The sequence below is a fragment of the Zunongwangia sp. L-65 genome, from assembly GCF_056859415.1.
The window spans coordinates 120,468-138,771 of sequence record NZ_JBSXOK010000084.1; the positions used below are offsets into that span (position 1 = coordinate 120,468).

The 18,304-nt window shown below is 36.9% G+C and carries 13 protein-coding genes; 9 read left to right on the forward strand and 4 right to left on the reverse strand.

The annotated features are described in order from the left end of the window. From AC13DP_RS21865 to AC13DP_RS21875, 3 genes are all read left to right on the forward strand, one after another. Positions 1–2,406: a 3-hydroxyacyl-CoA dehydrogenase NAD-binding domain-containing protein gene (locus tag AC13DP_RS21865; RefSeq protein WP_483068489.1), complete on the forward strand. Its 2,406-nt coding sequence runs from the start codon at positions 1–3 to the stop codon at positions 2,404–2,406. 106 nt (positions 2,407–2,512) lie between these two features. Beyond that, a complete protein-coding gene (locus AC13DP_RS21870) occupies positions 2,513–3,700 on the forward strand; it encodes an acetyl-CoA C-acyltransferase (protein ID WP_273301118.1) in 1,188 nt (395 codons plus the stop codon). Between the two features lie 118 nt (positions 3,701–3,818). Further along, entirely contained in the window at positions 3,819–5,627 is a 1,809-nt protein-coding gene (locus AC13DP_RS21875) for an acyl-CoA dehydrogenase family protein (RefSeq protein ID WP_273301116.1), read from the forward strand. 217 nt (positions 5,628–5,844) lie between these two features. Here AC13DP_RS21875 and AC13DP_RS21880 read toward each other — a convergent pair whose 3' ends face one another. The 3 genes from AC13DP_RS21880 to AC13DP_RS21890 all read right to left on the reverse strand — a co-directional run bounded on the left by AC13DP_RS21880 (position 5,845) and on the right by AC13DP_RS21890 (position 8,074). Beyond that, positions 5,845–6,750 carry an SMP-30/gluconolactonase/LRE family protein gene (locus AC13DP_RS21880; protein ID WP_483068490.1) on the reverse strand — a complete coding sequence of 302 codons (906 nt, stop codon included), beginning with the start codon at positions 6,748–6,750 and terminating at the stop codon, positions 5,845–5,847. Positions 6,751–6,832: 82 nt separating this feature from the next. Then, a complete protein-coding gene (locus AC13DP_RS21885; protein WP_483068491.1) occupies positions 6,833–7,567 on the reverse strand; it encodes an LVIVD repeat-containing protein in 735 nt (244 codons plus the stop codon). A gap of 3 nt (positions 7,568–7,570) precedes the next feature. After that, on the reverse strand, positions 7,571–8,074 hold the full coding sequence (locus AC13DP_RS21890) for a hypothetical protein (protein WP_483068492.1): 504 nt from the start codon (positions 8,072–8,074) through the stop codon (positions 7,571–7,573). Positions 8,075–8,217: 143 nt separating this feature from the next. Here AC13DP_RS21890 and AC13DP_RS21895 point away from each other — a divergent pair, with 143 nt between their 5' ends. Together AC13DP_RS21895 and AC13DP_RS21900 are read left to right on the forward strand one after the other, a co-directional pair. After that, positions 8,218–9,984, forward strand: coding sequence for a mechanosensitive ion channel family protein (locus tag AC13DP_RS21895; protein WP_272957100.1), 1,767 nt, complete (start codon positions 8,218–8,220; stop codon positions 9,982–9,984). A 105-nt stretch (positions 9,985–10,089) separates the two neighbouring features. Then, positions 10,090–11,196, forward strand: a complete 1,107-nt coding sequence (locus tag AC13DP_RS21900) for a mechanosensitive ion channel family protein (protein ID WP_483068493.1) — start codon at positions 10,090–10,092, stop codon at positions 11,194–11,196. Between the two features lie 146 nt (positions 11,197–11,342). Here AC13DP_RS21900 and AC13DP_RS21905 read toward each other — a convergent pair whose 3' ends face one another. Next, entirely contained in the window at positions 11,343–13,142 is a 1,800-nt protein-coding gene (locus AC13DP_RS21905) for a glycoside hydrolase family 15 protein (RefSeq protein WP_228252178.1), read from the reverse strand. Positions 13,143–13,237: 95 nt separating this feature from the next. Between AC13DP_RS21905 and AC13DP_RS21910 the strand changes: the two genes are divergently transcribed. The 4 genes from AC13DP_RS21910 to AC13DP_RS21925 all read left to right on the forward strand — a co-directional run bounded on the left by AC13DP_RS21910 (position 13,238) and on the right by AC13DP_RS21925 (position 18,235). Continuing rightward, a complete protein-coding gene (locus AC13DP_RS21910) occupies positions 13,238–15,448 on the forward strand; it encodes a bifunctional alpha,alpha-trehalose-phosphate synthase (UDP-forming)/trehalose-phosphatase (RefSeq protein ID WP_228252177.1) in 2,211 nt (736 codons plus the stop codon). 143 nt (positions 15,449–15,591) lie between these two features. After that, positions 15,592–15,882: a YtxH domain-containing protein gene (locus AC13DP_RS21915; protein ID WP_013071881.1), complete on the forward strand. Its 291-nt coding sequence runs from the start codon at positions 15,592–15,594 to the stop codon at positions 15,880–15,882. Positions 15,883–16,206: 324 nt separating this feature from the next. Continuing rightward, positions 16,207–16,761, forward strand: coding sequence for a fasciclin domain-containing protein (locus tag AC13DP_RS21920; protein ID WP_228252176.1), 555 nt, complete (start codon positions 16,207–16,209; stop codon positions 16,759–16,761). Between the two features lie 124 nt (positions 16,762–16,885). Next, the gene (locus tag AC13DP_RS21925; protein WP_228252175.1) at positions 16,886–18,235 is read left to right on the forward strand and encodes a M28 family metallopeptidase; all 1,350 of its coding nucleotides are present in this window, start codon (positions 16,886–16,888) and stop codon (positions 18,233–18,235) included. Positions 18,236–18,304: the final 69 nt, after the last annotated feature.

The window sequence follows — 18,304 nt, forward strand, 5'->3', positions numbered from 1 at the left end:
ATGAAGCGAACAATCAATAAAGTTGCTGTCATTGGATCAGGAATTATGGGTAGCGGTATCGCCTGCCACTTCGCCAATATTGGCGTCGAGGTGTTACTGCTCGACATTGTTCCGCGAGAACTCAATGAAAAAGAGCAAAAAAAAGGACTTACCTTAGAAGATAAAGAAGTGCGTAATCGCATCGTTAACGATTCCCTTCAAAATTCTTTAAAATCCAAGCCCTCCCCTATTTATCATAAAGATTTTGCCAATCGCATAACCACCGGAAATTTAGAAGATGATATCGCTAAAGTTTCTGAAGTAGATTGGATTATCGAAGTGGTTGTAGAACGACTCGACATTAAAAAACAGGTTTTTGAAAAACTTGAAAAGCATAGAAAACCGGGAACTTTAATCACTTCCAATACTTCCGGGATTCCCATCAAATTTATGAACGAAGGAAGAAGTGAAGATTTCCAGAAACATTTCTGCGGAACACACTTTTTCAATCCGCCACGATACTTACGCTTATTCGAAATTATTCCAGGACCCGATACTTCAGGAGAGGTATTAGATTTCCTCAATGACTACGGAAAAAAATTCCTTGGAAAAAAATCGGTGATCGCCAAAGACACACCGGCCTTTATCGGAAACCGCGTTGGTATTTTCAGCATTATGAGTTTGTTCCATATGGTAAAAGATATGGATATGACTATTGAAGAGGTCGACAAGTTAACCGGACCGGTGATTGGTCGCCAGAAATCGGCTACCTTCCGTACTGTAGATGTTGTTGGTTTAGATACTTTGGTGCACGTTGCCAACGGTTTGTACGAAAACGTTCCTGATGATGAAGCTCACGATCTTTTTGCACTACCAGACTTCATCCAAATAATGATGGATAACAAATGGTTGGGAAGCAAAACCGGACAAGGTTTTTATAAAAAAGAAAAGAAAGAAGATGGTTCCAGTGAAATCAAATCCCTTGATCTTGATAAAATGGAATTCCGCGATCGAAAAAGCGCGAAATTTAGTGTATTAGAGCAAACCAAAACCATCGATAAACTTAGCGATCGCTATAAAGTTTTAATTAAAGATGAAGGAAGAGCAGGAAAGTTTTACCGCAAAAACTTTTCAGCATTATTTGCTTATGCTTCCCACAGAATTCCAGAAATTACTGATGAACTCTACAAAATTGATGATGCGATGCAGGCCGGTTTTGGATGGGAACACGGTCCATTTCAGGTTTGGGATGCACTTGGTGTAGAAAAAGGAATTGAAATGATGAAAGCTGAAGGTTACGAGCCTGCAGCTTGGGTTTCAGAAATGGTGGATGCCGGTATTACTTCCTTTTATTCCGTAAAAGAAGGAAACACCTATTATTATGAAATTCCGAAAAAGGAACACGTAAAAGTTCCGGGACAAGACTCCTATATCATCTTAGATAATATTCGCGAATCTAAAGCCATATTCCAAAATAGTGGCGTTGTCGTTGAAGATTTAGGTGATGGCATTCTAAATTTAGAATTCCGCAGTAAAATGAATTCCATTGGCGGTGATGTACTTGACGGAATCAACAAAGCGATCGATCTGGCTGAAAAAGAATACCGCGGACTGGTAGTATCGAACGACGGAAAAAACTTCTCGGTAGGTGCTAATATCGGTATGATCTTTATGATGGCAGTAGAGCAGGAATATGATGAGCTGAATATGGCCATTAAATACTTCCAGGATACGATGATGCGTATGCGCTACTCCTCTATCCCAACCGTATCTGCTCCGCATAATATGGCACTGGGTGGCGGTTGCGAACTTTCGTTACACGCCGATAAAGTGGTGGCTCACGCCGAAACTTATATTGGTTTAGTAGAATTTGGTGTTGGGGTAATTCCCGGCGGTGGAGGTTCTAAAGAAATGACCTTAAGAGCTTCTGATACCTACCAGAAAGATGATGTAGAGTTGAACCGATTACGCGAAAATTTCCTTACTATCGGAATGGCAAAAGTATCCACCTCAGCTTACGAAGCTTATGATACCAATATTCTGCAAAAAGGAAAAGATATTGTGGTGGTGAACCGCGACAACCAATTAACCATCGCGAAAAAACACGCGCTATTAATGGCAGAGAATGGCTACACCAAACCAATTATGCGCAAAGACATTAAAGTTTTAGGAAAACAAGCTTTAGGAGCTTTTTATGTAGGAACCGATCAGATGAATGCCGGAAAATACATTAGCGACCACGATAAGAAAATCGCTAACAAACTGGCTTATGTAATGGCTGGTGGAGACCTATCGGAAGCTTCTTACGTAAGCGAACAATATTTATTAGACCTGGAACGTGAAGCTTTCTTAAGCCTTTGCGGAGAACGAAAAACTTTAGAACGCCTTCAGCATATGTTACAGAAGGGAAAACCGTTGAGAAACTAATATCCCCACCTAACCTCCCCAGAGGGGAGGGATTTAGATGAATATTGTTTAACTAAAAAAATACCTTTTGTTCTCCCCCTTTGGGGGAGCTAGAGGGGGAAAATATATGAAAACAGCATACATAGTAAAAGCATACAGAACCGCAGTGGGGAAAGCACCCCGAGGTGTGTTCAGATTTAAAAGACCAGATGAACTGGCAGCGGAAACCATCGAATATATGATGGATAAACTTCCGGAATTTGACAAAAATCGTATCGACGATGTGATCGTAGGAAATGCAATGCCCGAAGCAGAGCAAGGCTTAAACGTAGGTCGGTTAATCTCTTTAATGGGATTAAAAACCGAAGACGTAGCCGGAATGACGGTAAACCGCTATTGCGCTTCAGGCTTGGAAACCATCGCTATTGCTTCCGCTAAAATTCAAAGTGGAATGGCCGATTGTATCATCGCCGGTGGTGCCGAGAGTATGAGCTACATCCCAATGGGAGGTTACAAACCGGTTCCCGATTATCAACTGGCAAAAGAAGGTCACGAAGATTATTACTGGGGAATGGGATTAACTGCCGAAGCGGTGGCCAATCAGTACAAAGTTTCTCGGGAAGACCAGGATGAGTTTGCCTATAATTCTCACCAAAAAGCCATAAAAGCACAGGCAGAAGATCGTTTTCAAGATCAAATTGTTCCCATTACCATAGATCAGACTTATGTAGATGGCGACGGAAAAAAGAAAACCAAAAGCTATACCGTAACTAAAGATGAAGGACCACGTAAAGATACTTCTGAAGCGGTATTGAATAAACTTCGTCCTGTATTTGCAGAAGGCGGAAGTGTAACTGCCGGAAACTCTTCACAAATGAGTGATGGCGCTGCTTTTGTAATGGTGATGAGCGAAGAAATGGTAAAAGAACTCAATCTTGAACCTATTGCCCGAATGGTGAGTTATACTGCGGTTGGTGTAGAACCAAGAATTATGGGAGTTGGACCGGTTAAAGCAATTCCCAAAGCCATCAAACAAGCTGGGTTAAAACAAGATGATATTTCATTAATCGAATTGAACGAAGCCTTTGCTTCTCAGTCGCTAGCGGTCATCCGTGAATTAGGATTAAACAAAGATATCGTGAATGTAAACGGCGGAGCGATTTCTATGGGTCACCCGCTGGGTTGTACCGGAGCTAAACTATCTGTTCAGATTTTTGATGAAATGCGTAAACGCAAGCTTAACAACAAATACGCAATGGTTACGATGTGCGTAGGAACCGGACAAGGTGCTGCGGGAGTTTATGAGGTATTCTAATCCCCACCTAACCTCCCCTAAGGGGAGGAATTTAAATTGAGAACTAACAAAATGTTTAATATAAAAACCTATAACCTCCAATAGGTAGTTCCCCCCTTCGGGGGATAGGGGGATTAAAATGAGTGATACAACTGAACAAAAAGATATATTACGCGGTGGTCAATTCTTAGTAAAAGAAACCAGCTGCGACGATGTTTTTACTCCTGAAGATTTTAACGAGGAGCAAAAGATGATGCGTGATTCTGTAAAAGAATTTGTAGATCGTGAAATCGTTCCACATAAGGAAAGATTCGAGAAAAAAGATTACGCACTTACGGAAGAAATTATGCAAAAAGCCGGGGAACTTGGTTTTCTTGGTGTTGCCGTACCCGAAGAATATGATGGATTAGGTATGGGATTTGTTTCTACAATGCTGGTTTGCGATTATATCTCGGGAGCTACCGGATCGATCGCTACCGCTTTTGGAGCACATACCGGGATTGGTACAATGCCGATCACATTATATGGTACCGAAGAGCAAAAGAAAAAATATGTCCCAAAATTAGCCACCGGAGAATGGTTTGGTGCATATTGTTTAACTGAACCGGGCGCAGGTAGTGATGCCAATTCAGGGAAAACAAAAGCCGTGCTTTCTGATGATGAAAAATATTACAGCATCAGCGGACAAAAAATGTGGATTTCAAATGCCGGTTTTGCGAATGTGTTCATCGTTTTTGCACGTATTGAAGATGATAAAAACATCACCGGATTTATCGTAGAAAACGATAAAGAAAACGGAATCTCCTTTGGGGAAGAAGAAAAGAAATTAGGGATTCACTCCTCCTCTACCCGTCAGGTATTTTTTAATGAAACCAAAGTCCCTGTAGAAAATATGTTAGCGGGTCGCGGTGAAGGTTTTAAAATCGCGATGAATGCCTTAAACGTAGGTAGAATTAAACTGGCAGCGGCTTGTTTAGATGCACAACGTCGGGTGACCGAAAATGCCGTCAAGTATGCTAATGAAAGAGTTCAGTTTAAAACACCCATTGCACAATTTGGAGCGATTAAACAAAAACTAGCCGAAATGGCAACTTCTGCTTATGTAGGCGAATCAGCTTCCTACAGAGCGGCTAAAAATATAGAAGACCGAATTCACCTTCGTATGGAAAGTGGAAATTCTCATTCTGAAGCCGAATTAAAAGGAGTAGAAGAATATGCAATTGAATGTTCTATTTTAAAAGTAGCCTGTTCTGAAGATATTCAGCATTGCTCCGATGAAGGAATTCAGATTTTTGGTGGAATGGGATTCTCTGCCGACACCCCTATGGAAGCGGCTTGGCGAGATGCTCGTATTTCAAGAATCTATGAAGGTACCAACGAAATTAACCGAATGCTTTCAGTAGGAATGCTCGTGAAAAAAGCGATGAAAGGTCACGTAGATCTTTTAGGACCTGCACAAGCCGTAGGAGAAGAATTAATGGGAATTCCATCTTTCGATAAACCTGATTATTCTGAATTATTTGCAGAAGAAAAAGAAATGATCAAAAAGCTGAAAAAAGTATTCTTAATGGTTGCCGGTAGTGCTGTTCAAAAATTTGGACCACAGCTGGAAGAACATCAGCAATTATTATTGGCTGCTTCAGATATTCTAATTGAAGTATATATGGCAGAATCGGCTATTTTAAGAACCGAAAAGAACGCGAAACGTTTTGGGGAAGATACCCAAAAAGAACAAATAGCAATGTCTCAGCTTTACCTTTATAATGCCGTTGAAAAAATCAACGCCAAAGCCAAAGAAGGAATTATTTCTTTCGCTGAAGGAGACGAATTACGAATGATGTTAATGGGATTAAAGCGTTTCACGAAATACGATAATTTCCCCAACGTCGTCAAATTAAGAACTGAAATTGCCGATAAATTAATCGCAGAAAATAAGTATTGTTTTTAAGTATTTTCTGGTTTAAGTGAATTTGGAGGCTACCCTTAAGCAAGGTAGCCTCTTTTTTTATTGATAATCGAGATTAAATGTCTAAAAGTCAATTTTCTTCAACCTGAACTTGTTTCAGGTCCTCATAAAGATTGAATATCAATATGATGAGATTCTGAAATGAAACTGTTTGCCGACAGGCAAATTCAGAATGACGTTTTTAGACAGCCTCTTTTATTTAATAATTCCATCGAATCCCGTGAGTTTTCATTGGAAGTTTATAAACCGCATCGGAAGCGGTAATAAACAAAATATCTTCATTGGCTCCACCAAAAGTAACATTACCTGTCCAATCTTTATCAATTTGAATATGATCTATTTTATTGCCTTCTTTATCAAAAACAACAACTCCATCGCCGGTAACATATAAATTTCCTTCATTATCTAAGGTCATTCCGTCAGAGCCCATATCAGCAAAAAGCTCTTTATCGGTTAGTGTACCGTTATCCTGTATTTGATACTTATACACTTTTTCTTTTGAAACATCTGAAACATACAAAACCTGATCTTTAGAAGAACCAATAATTCCGTTTGGAAGTACAAAACCTTCTGCTACGGGTGTTACGGTTTTATGATCTGGACTCAGGTAATACACTTTTCTTTTCTCCATCTCAGGAGATTTTCTTTCCCAGTATTCTCTTTGATAGTAAGGATCTGTAAAGTAAAAACCGCCCTTTTCATCCATCCATAAATCATTAGGGCCATTAAATGCCTTGTTTTCGTGACCGTCTAAAACAACGCTTACTTCTTTATCTGGACTTATCTTCCATAGCTGAAAATTTTCATCGGCACAGGTCCACAAATTTTGATCATCGTCAAAATACATTCCGTTAGAACGACCTGCATCTTTCATATAAACTGAAATGGAATTACTTTTTGCGTCCCACTTTAAAATTTGATTATTAGGCTGATCGGTAAAATATACATTTCCCTCCTTATCAGAAGCCGGGCCTTCTGTAAATATAAACTCATCAGAAATCAGTTCCGGTTTTGCTCCATCTTTCACAGGAGATGTATGTTTTTCACAACTCACCGTAAGTAGATGAAGGCTACATAGGCTAAGAATTAAAAGGTATTTTTTCATTTTCATTCAATTTTAAAAATTTTAAGCTTCAAATTTACTCATTAAAAAAAGGATTTTTATAGAACCAATATAAAGTGGAAGACTAAAATTCAATACTACCTCTTTCCGTATAAATCAATTCATCCTCCCCAATAGAAAGCTCAAATTGTGTAAGGCTTTCGTCTCCAATCACAAATAATTCGTCCCCCCTAATAATCACATCAAAACCTTTCACAGGAATAGACGACACAAAGTTTGGATATTGAGGTTGAGATACATCTAAGACCCGCACTATATCTAAATCGGTTACCAGTAAGTAATGATTATATAAACCTAAACCTATAGGCTGATTCATTTGTACGGTCGTTAATAATTCAGGATAAAGCGGGTTTTCAGTATTATAAATCTCTAACTGGTTGATGTTTCCCTGGCAGGCAGAATTGGTATGCAAGGTTACATAGGTATAATCACCTGAAGAAACTACAGGATCACAGCTTCTAATGTGGCTTACTTCTGCCAATCGCAATGGATTTTCGGGAGAAGAAATATCATAAATGTACATTCCTAATTGACTTCCTACAAAAAGCTTATCGCCAAGTCCAAACAAGGTTTCAATATTAAAACCTATATAGGTGTTTCCTTTAAAAACAGGATTTTCAGTATTTGAAACATCAAATACACTTAAAGATTCTTCCCCCACTGTATATAAATAATTTCCGGAAAGAGTAAAACGTGCTAAACTCCCCCCTTGGCCATCAGTAATATTTCCCCTATCACTACTATCTGAGCTGCAAGCACTCAGCAAAACCACCAATACAATAATTACAATTTTTTTCATCGTCTAATTTTTAGGTTGATAGCCAACAATTATTTGATCTGCAGGAATATCAAAATACGCTGCTTCATAACCGTCTGGCGAATTCAGCTGAGGGAAAACATCTGGAGTTCTAGTCATAGTTAGAATTTCATTCGTGTTTAAATTCAATTCTATGGAAAGTAGATCTACATAATGATGAACAAATATAGTATTCCCGCGTATCGCTAAATCTGTCGCTCCGGGAACTTTTAAAAATGAAATTGCTTCTGGATTTCCGGGATCTTGGTTATTGTAAATATGAAAACCTTCTTCCTCTTCGTTTATAAACAAAAATTGATCTTTCACATAAATTTTCCCGGCATTACTAACCGGTCTAGCTGATTTACGCTCAATTGTGCTCTCTAAAGTTTGTCTTGTTTGTGTAATTGGGGTATATCTGCTACCATGCATCATTTCGTCATCACCACCCCAGTAGATACATGACTGAAGCGAAATTGTACAAATAAATAGTAATAAATATTTCATCATATACATTGATTAGTTTATTAGTAGATGTTTTTCTATAACAATGGTTGCACTATAATTATTAAAAATTATGATTGAAATTAAACTCATATAGCTTTAACAAAGCTCTAATAATTTTTTGCTAAAAACCCTGTAAATTGTAAGGTATGAGAAAAAACTATTCAACGCTGTTCTGTTTTCTATTATTCTTCTTTCTAAATTGTAAGTTGCTTAACGCTCAGCAATCACAAGATTCTACCTCGCAAAAATCTGGTACAGGTTTGCCCGGTAAAACTCCAACGATTAAAGAGAAAGGAGACTTTAAAAGCAATGCCATTAAAGAATATAATGAAGCCTATTATGTTTTAAACCGAGTGAATAAAAGTATTGGTTTACCTCCCAATAACGTAAATTTCCAGACACCTCAGGCAACATTAGAATACTTTATCGTAAGCTCAAGGGAAAATGATTATAAAAAGGCAGCATATGCTTTAAACTTAAATCTATTACCTTCGAATCTATCCCATAAAGATGCGGCGCTTCTAGCAGAGAAACTTTATTTTGTAATCAATCAACGAGTAAAGCTAAACTGGGATGATCTACCCGATAGACCTGATGGACAGATCGATATACAAACCAGTACAAATAAAGCTGTAGCAGGAAATCCTCGTAGAAGTATTGTCTTTGGTGAAGTTGAATTAGATGGCATAGATTACGTGCTCAGACTGCAACGGGTAAAATATAAAGATTATGGTGCATTTTGGTTGATCTCCCCCAATACTGTAGAAAATATCGATGCACTTTATAAGGTATATGGTCCTAGAAAGTTGGATAGAATGATGCCCGGTTGGGCCAGAATAAAATTATGGAACATGCCTGTTTGGAAGTTTGTGGGGGCATTACTGCTCATATTACTTTGCTATTACATTGGAAAACTTTTTTCCTTTTACCTTAAAAAATTTCTAAATAAATCTAAAAAAAGATGGATCCAAAATATCTCAGATAAACTAACCACTCCGGCGGGCGTAGCGATTGGTGTTTTATCATTTTATCTCTTATTGAATAATCTAATTTCGTTTGCCGGATCCTTTGCAACTACCCTCTATGCTATACTTTTAATTGTGGTTATTGGTTCAGTTACCTGGTTTTTTATGAGAATGGTTGATTCTTTTATGCTGTATGTCGCAGAAAATAAGATTGGGGATACCACTATGGAAGAAAATTCTGAAGCCAGAAAAATGCTAACTTACATATCTGTGGCCAGAAGAATAGTTACTTTTATCGTGATTATATTTGGTGCTTCTGTGATCTTATCACAATTTAGATCTCTTGAAAAATTAGGCATTTCCTTAATGGCTTCAGCTGGGGTTGCCACGGTGATTCTTGGTATTGCCGCTCAAAGTACCTTAGGAAATATTATTGCCGGAATACAAATTGCCATTACAAAACCTGCCAGAATTGGAGATACCGTTATCATCGATGATAACTGGGGATACGTAGAAGATATTCGCTTTACTTATATGGTGGTGAGAACCTGGGATTGGCGCCGCATTGTCGTTCCTTTAAAACAGGTGATCTCGAATAGTTTTGAAAACTGGTCTATGACCTCAGCTCACCAAATACGCCCTATAAGTATTTACGCTGATTATAGGATCGATGTAAAAAAAGTTAGAAAAAAATTTAAAGAAATTCTTGAAACCAAAGAAAGCTGGGATGAGAAAAAACCACCGGTGGTGCAGGTAGTTGATACAACTGAAAAATCTATACAAATAAGATTTCTTTGTAGTGCCAAGGATGCTATAGAGGCTTGGGACCTACATTGTGAACTTAGGGAAGAACTGGTAAGTTATATAAGTAGTTTAGAAGATGGGCAATTCTTAGCGACTTCAAGAGTAAGAGTTCAGGAATTTCCTTCTCATAACTCTAAGCAATAATTCTAAAACAGCCTTCGGAATGCGAAAACCTTTTCAGTTAAAATAGTTTTAAGTATAAAAGTATTTAAATGGATTTTATATAAATTAAGAACAAAATCCAGAAAAATGACCCAAAACATACTAAACGACGAAGCATTGAACACTTCGTATTTAATTGTAGGAATTTTAGCAGTAGTCGTTGTATTTGTTATTGCTTTTTTTATCATTAAAAAAATTGGGAAAGATCCTAAAAATATACTTCCAGTTAACCTTGCGGGCCGGATTAGAATTCCCTTACTTATATTTTTGCTCTCTTTATTCCTTAAGCTTTGTCTTCTTGAAGATGTATTTTCCAATAAGGAACTAATTAGACTTATAAAACATTCCAGTACTATTGGAATTATAATAAGCTTTACCTGGTTTTTGATTGTTTTTTTAAAGGTTTTTAAAGAACGTCTTTTAAAAAAATATGATGTAAATACTGACGATAACCTTAAAGCGAGAAAGGTCTATACCCAGTTTACGATTCTTGAAAACATAGTGATCTTTATTCTAATAATATTGGCTATAGGTATTTCTTTAATGAGTTTTGATAGTATTCGGCAAGTTGGTTTAAGCTTACTTACTTCGGCCGGAATTGCCGGGATTATCCTTGGTTTAGCAGCCCAAAAAGCTATTGGAACGCTACTGGCAGGAATACAGATTGCCATTACACAGCCCATTCGTTTACAGGATGCTGTTATTGTAGAAGGTGAATGGGGCTGGATTGAAGAAATTACCTTAACTTATGTAGTTGTAAAAATTTGGGATAAAAGAAGGTTAGTAGTGCCCTCAACCTATTTTATTGAAAATACCTTTCAGAACTGGACAAGAAAATCGGCTGATATTATGGGCACCGTTTTTCTATATACCGATTACGATGTTTCTTTTGACGCTATTAGAGCTGAACTAACCGGACTTTTAGAAGGTTCACCACTTTGGGATAAGCAGGTAAATGTGTTGCAGGTAACTGATGCTACTGAAAAATCGGTGCAAATAAGAATATTAGTCAGTGCAAAAGATTCCCCTACTGCCTGGGATCTTAGGGTTTATATTCGTGAAAAAATTATTGATTTTATTCGCAAAAACTATCCGCACAGTTTACCGAAAACCCGCGTGGTATTACCACAACAGGATCAAAATCCTTCAGAAAGCATTTCTCCCGAAAAAAATCCTTCAACCACTACGCAATAAAAAATTGAAACAAAAAATCCCCATAAAATATGGGGATTTTTTGTTTCAATTATCATCATCAAACTTAATAAAGAAAGCAGTTTTAAATCATAAATTTTTACAATCTAATTCTGCCTTGGATAGTTAGTTCTCGAAGAAGATTACATTTAAAAGCCACTAAATGCATTTTCTTCAGAAGCATGCCCTTTACTAAAGTTTGCAGCCGTTTCTATCAAGGCTAAATGCGAATAAGCTTGTGGGAAATTCCCTAATAATCGTTTGGTTTTAAAATCGATATCTTCACTAAATAACCCAAGGTGATTACTATAAGATAGTAATTGTTCAAAAAGTGCTTTAGATTTTTCATCTTCCCCAATTTTATAAAGGCTATTAATTAGCCAAAATGTACAAATGGTAAAGGAAGAAGAAGGTAATCCAAAATCATCTTTGTTTTTATAGCGGTACATTAAACCATCGTTACATAATTCTTTCTCTGTGGCCTTAACCGTACTTACAAAGCGAGGATCTTTAGCATCTATAAATCCGTAAGATTCCATTAATAAAGTACTGGCATCAAGATCTGGTGAACCATAAGACTGGGTATAGGCCTGCTTCTCTTCATTCCAGCCATTGTTATAAATATCATCATAGATCTCGGCGCGAAGGGTTTTCCAATGGGTATCATTAATTCCCATTCTTAACACCTCCCCTATTTTTATAGCACGATCCACTGCCACCCAACATAATAATTTAGAAAATACGAAATGGCGATCTTCGGTTCGTAACTCCCAAATGCCTTTATCCGGTTTTTGCCAGTTTTCTTCAACAATCATAACGATACCACGAACAACCGTCCAGAGTTCTTCACTATTTTCAAGTGAAGTTTCAAATTGAAGGAATTGTTGATAGATTACTTCCATCAAAATTCCGTAGATATCATTTTGCTTTTGGATGTAAGCAGCATTTCCTGTTCTAACCGGATACGATCCTTTATATCCACTTAAATGATCCAAAATATGTTCGGTAAGCTCTTTTTGTCCATCAATACCGTACATAATCTGAATTTTTTCATCCTTATCTGGTATGATATCTATAATGAACTGTAAAAATTCACGAGCAGATTTTACGTGCCCAAGCCCTGCCATTACCTTAATGACCATTGAAGCATCACGAATCCAACAAAAACGATAATCCCAGTTTCGTTCCTCCCCTATCGTTTCTGGTAGCGAAGTTGTTGCTGCAGCAAGTACAGCACCTGATTTTTTATAACTAAGCAATTTTAAAACCAGGGCACTACGCATTATTTCATTACTGTAATGAGAATACCGTGTAGTCTTCTCACTCCAGTTCATCCAGTAAGTCTTTGTACGCTGGAATTTTAAATAGGAACGATCTAGGGACTGAGTAATCAATTTTTCATGATAGCCTATTAAACAATAAGCATTACCAGTAAGTGTAATTTCCCTTTGTTGAAGAATATCATCCAAATCGAGATTGGAATAGAAAAAAAGCGAATCGTATTTGCCTTCAACTGTATAACTTTTAATATAATTCCCTTTATTCTCGTTATGAGTTTCTTCCCTGGCAAAATCTAATCTGGGATTATAAATAACTTTAAATTTAGGTTTCCCCTTTAAAAGTCTTAAAAAACGAATAATATCGGGTGGGGAGTAATAAGAGCCGTCGTCTCTTGGGTATCTAGGCATAAAATCGATAAGCTGAAAAGCATCTTCACCATTATCGAAAACCGTAGATAAAATATTGGTTTCCCAAAGGTATTCTTGCGAAATATTGTAATCATCACTAACTTTAAACTCAAAGCTACCGCCTTTTTGTTCGTCCAGGATTTTTGCGAATACAGCAGCCGAATCAAATGCTGGTAAACAACACCAGTCTAAAGATCCTGTCTTGGATACAAGCGCACAACTCTTACAATTCCCGATTATTCCGTAATCTAAATTGTCCATATATCTTAAATTTCTTTTAAAAGAATGGTATTCTAAAATGAATTCCCGAAATTTAATAAAATTCAAATTGGCAACAACAGCATTAGCATATAATTATGAGTAAAACTATTATTATTTCTAACCGTCTACCCCTTAAAATATCATTAGAAGACGATCAACTTCGAGTCACCCCTAGCGTTGGTGGATTAGCCACAGGGCTTAAATCTTTTCATAAAGATGGAGACAGTATTTGGATTGGATGGAGTGGCTTAACCAAAGAAGAAATTCCGGATCATCTTGAAGATGAAGTGAAAGAAAAAGCGAAAGCTGAAGATTGCGTCGCCGTTAATCTCACCGAACAAGAGGTCGAAGGTTTTTATTATGGTTTTAGCAATCGTACTATTTGGCCATTATTCCATTATTTTATGGAATATACTGAAGCCGAATATAATTTTTGGGAAACCTATAAACAGGTAAATATAAAATACGCCAAAGAAGTCCTTAAATATTATGAAGAAGGAGACCGCGTTTGGGTACATGATTACCAGTTACTACTGGTGCCAAAATTGATTAGGGATGAAGAACCTGAAGCTATTATCGGCTTTTTTAATCATATTCCCTTTCCCTCTTACGAAGTTTTTAGAACACTCCCCTGGCGTGAATCTGTTTTAGAGGGAATGTTAGGCGCAGATCTTATTGGTTTTCATACCTACGATTACGAACGTCACTTCTTGAGTTCAGTGAGTCGTATTTTAAGATATCAGGTAGATTTCAATGAAATTACATTACCTGAAAGGATTGTTAAAGTAGATTCGTTCCCAATGGGGATCGATTACAAGAAATTTGAGGAAGCCGCTTTAAATCACTTCCGAGGAAGCGAAGACGAACAATCCGAATTACAAAGACGATTAGATCTTCACCTAGAAGCAACGCCCGATGCAAAATTAATCCTAAGTATTGATAGATTGGATTATACTAAAGGTATCGCCAATAGAATCAGGGCCTTTGAATATTTTCTGGAAAAATATCCAGAGTTTATTGAGAAAGTCCGTCTTGTTATGTTGGCAGTGCCATCACGCTCTAATGTGCCGCAATATCAACGCTTAAAACGGGAGATCGACGAATTAGTAGGACGTATAAATGGTAAATTCTCTACGGTAAGCTGGACACCTATCTGGTATTTTTATCGCTCGATGCCCTTTGATAATCTTATTGATCTTTATACCTCTTGTGATATTGCTTTACTAACCCCTATCCGAGATGGAATGAACCTTGTTGCTAAAGAATATATCGCTACGAGAACAGATCATACCGGGGTATTAATCTTAAGTGAAATGGCGGGAGCGGCACATGAGATGAATGAAGCCCTGATTATCAATCCTAATAATTTTGAGCAAATTGCACTGACTTTAAAACAAGCCATCAATATGCCTAAGGAAGAACAAATCGAAAGAAATAAAATTCTTCAGAAACGTTTAAAACGCTACGATGTAGAAAAATGGGCAAAGGACTTTATGAGTGCATTAATCAATACGGAAGATAATAGACGCTCATTTGAATCTATTCGTATATCTCCAAAAGTAGCTGAACAATTAATTGAAGATTACAAAAGTTCAGAAAAAAGAGTATTGTTTCTTGACTATGACGGAACTCTGGTAGATTTTGTAGATAAACCCGAAGATGCTCGCCCAGACCAGGAACTTATTGATTTAGTAACCCAGCTTAATGATCAAAAAAATACAGATGTTGTCATTATCAGTGGTCGCGATAAAGAAACCCTTGGCGATTGGTGGAAAGGAACATCTATAGAGTTAATCTCTGAACATGGGGCATGGATGCGTCAAAAAAATTGTGAATGGGAGCTATCTGAGAATGTAAAAAACGAATGGATGGATGCCGTAAGACCGGTGATCGAAAGTTTTGTAGACCGTACCCCGGGAACATTTTTAGAGGAAAAAAACTATTCTTTAGCATGGCATTATCGCAAGGCCGATCCAGAACTTGGAGAGATTAGGGCTAATGAACTATCTAATACCTTAAAAGGTCTTGTTTCTAATCGCGGTTTAAGTGTTTTAGCTGGTAATAAAGTATTGGAAATAAAAAGTAGTGGGGTAAATAAAGGTAAGGCCTCTTCCAAAAAACTTGTTGGCCATAACTATGATTTCATTTTTGCAATTGGCGACGACTGGACCGATGAATATATGTTTGAGGAATTACCTAAAAAGTCCTATACGGTTAAAGTGGGTATAAAGAAAACCAGCGCAAACTATTACGTAAATGATACGAAACGGGTTAGGGAAATCTTAAAATCATTTCTAGATGAGTAGTAAAATTAATCGAACAATAGTTGTTAAAAATATTGAGAAAAATTCCAAAAGTTTATATCAAGATTAACTCCAAAAATAAGGCTATGAGCCTGTTTATTAATAATTTTACGACAGAATAATTTACGAACTATAAAAACTTAACTATGAAATCAGGAGGAAAAATTTTAATAGGATTATTATCAGGAGCTGCTGCAGGTGTTGTTGCAGGTCTTTTATTTGCACCTAAGAAAGGGAAAGATACCAGAAAAGCAATTGCAGATACTAGTGATAACTATTATAAAGGAGCTAAAGGCCGAGTTACAGATTTTTCAGATTCTGTAGGTCATAAAATTGATGCTTTAAAAGCGAAGACAAAAGCAAATTTTTCTAATTCAAAATCTGAAGAAAAAATAAATGAAGCTAAAGCTGAAATTCATGAAATGAAAGCTAGCTAAATAATATAATTTTTAAGAAAAAGCTCCGAGAATAATTCGGGGCTTTTTTTATATCCATGTTTTACCTACATTCTTACCCACTCCATCTCCTTTTTTTACGAAGAGTTTTAAATAAGCCACCTGAAGGCTACTCCATAAGCACATATTATATAAGTATTTTTCTTTTGAGCACTGGGCTGAAAGAAACCGAATCGAATTACATAAGCTCCATTCCAATGCAATAATCTTTAATATTTATCATTTTAAGTATTTATTATGATAGTTTAAAAATCCAAACAGGAGTAGCTTCTCGTTTATATGATGTAACTAAAAAATACTTTTATTATGAAAAAATTATCATTTTTGCTAAGTTTTACTCTTGTATTATTTATTTTCAACAATTTAAGCGCTCAGAAAACAAAGATGGTTGGTGGTGCTGAAATGTATCCTTCTAAAACAATTGTAGAGAACGCATCGCAATCTAAGGATCACACCACCTTAGTAGCCGCTGTAAAAGCAGCAGATCTTGTAGGTACTTTAAGCAGTGACGGTCCTTTTACCGTTTTTGCTCCTACAAACAGTGCTTTCGAAAAACTTCCTGCTGGAACGGTAGAAACATTACTTAAGCCAGAAAACAAAACTAAATTACAGGCCATTTTAACTTATCATGTAATTGCAGGAAAATATGATGCAGCTAAAATTATGAAAGCGATAAAAAAAGGTAACGGAATGGCTTCATTCGAAACTGTAAACGGTCAAACAATTACCGCAATGATGGATGGTGATATACTAAAAATAAAAGATGCAAGTGGTAATATTTCTTCCGTATCGATTGCAGATGTTCACCAGTCTAATGGAGTTGTTCATGTAGTCGACACCGTATTTTTACCAAAAATGTAATAGTAGGCTAATATTTTATTTAAAAGCTGTTCAGCAATTATGAGCAGCTTTTTTTATTAGCATACATACTTATTTGCATGAACAGCCAAAGTTTATGTAAATTACCAATCCAAAAACCTTATATATGTTTAAAAAATTACCTCTTAACTTATTGATTTTTGCTGCACTATTATTTTCTAAAGAAACTATAGTAGCACAAGAAACCGATACAAAAATCTATGATATAATTTCAAAAATATCGGCTGATAGTATTGAAGCGGATATTCGAAAACTTGTAAGTTTTGGAACACGTAATACTTTTAGTGATACTGTTTCTGATAAACGTGGAATTGGCGCTGCCCGCCGTTGGATAAAGTCTGAGTTCGATAATATAGCTTCACAGTGTGGCTGTATGGATGTTTTTTATCAAAAGGACTTTGTGACTAAAGAAGATGGCAGCAGAATACCAAAAGACGCATGGGTTGTAAATGTTGTTGCTATTCAGAAGGGAACAAAATATCCTAACCGCTATATTATTATGAGCGGTGATATCGATTCTCGTGCCAGCAATACAATGAACTTTAAAATTGACGCTCCCGGAGCCAATGATAACGCAAGCGGAATGGCCGGCACCATGGAAGCGGCTCGTGTTTTATCCCAGTACGAATTCGAAAGCAGCATTGTTTATGTAGGATTAAGCGGTGAAGAACAGGGACTTTTTGGTGGTAAAGGCCTAGCTGAATATGCTAAAAAGAACAACTGGGATATCATTGGTATTTTAAACAACGATATGATCGGGAATATTGAAGGGGTGGACGGTGTGATTAGTAATCGTGACTTCAGAATTTTTTCAGAACCTGTTCCTCCTACCGAAACAGAAAACGAACGAAATATGAGACGTTTTTACGGCGGTGAAGTAGATGGAATTTCAAGACAGTTAGCACGATATATCCATAAAACCACTGAAATTTATATGCCAGAAATGAATCCCATGATGATCTATCGTTTAGACAGATTTGGTCGTGGTGGGCATCATAGGCCATTTAACGATCTTGGTTTTGCCGGTGTACGAATTATGGAAGCTCATGAAAATTATAATCGTCAACACCAGGATATAAGAACTGAAAACGGTATTGAATACGGCGATGTGATCGAAGGTGTTAATTTTGATTATGCAAAAAAACTAACCACTGTAAATGCCATTAACCTGGCAAGTTTAGCCTGGGCTCCACCAGCTCCGGCAAAAGTTGAAATTGGCGGAATTGTAGAGGCCAATACCAAGCTAAGATGGGAAGCTGTAAAAGATGCTGCCGGTTACAAAATTTATTGGCGTGATACCACCGCTCCACAATGGCAACATTCGAGATTTGTGAAAGAGGTTACAGAATTTACTTTAGATGGCATTGTAATCGATAATTTTTTCTTTGGTGTTTCTACTGTAGGAAAAAATGGTCACGAAAGTGTTGTGGTATTTCCATCGGGTACATTTAAATAACAATTAAATTCCTTTTTATGAAGGCGAAATCAGAGCAATCTGGTTTCGCTTTTTTTATGAGTTTTTAGC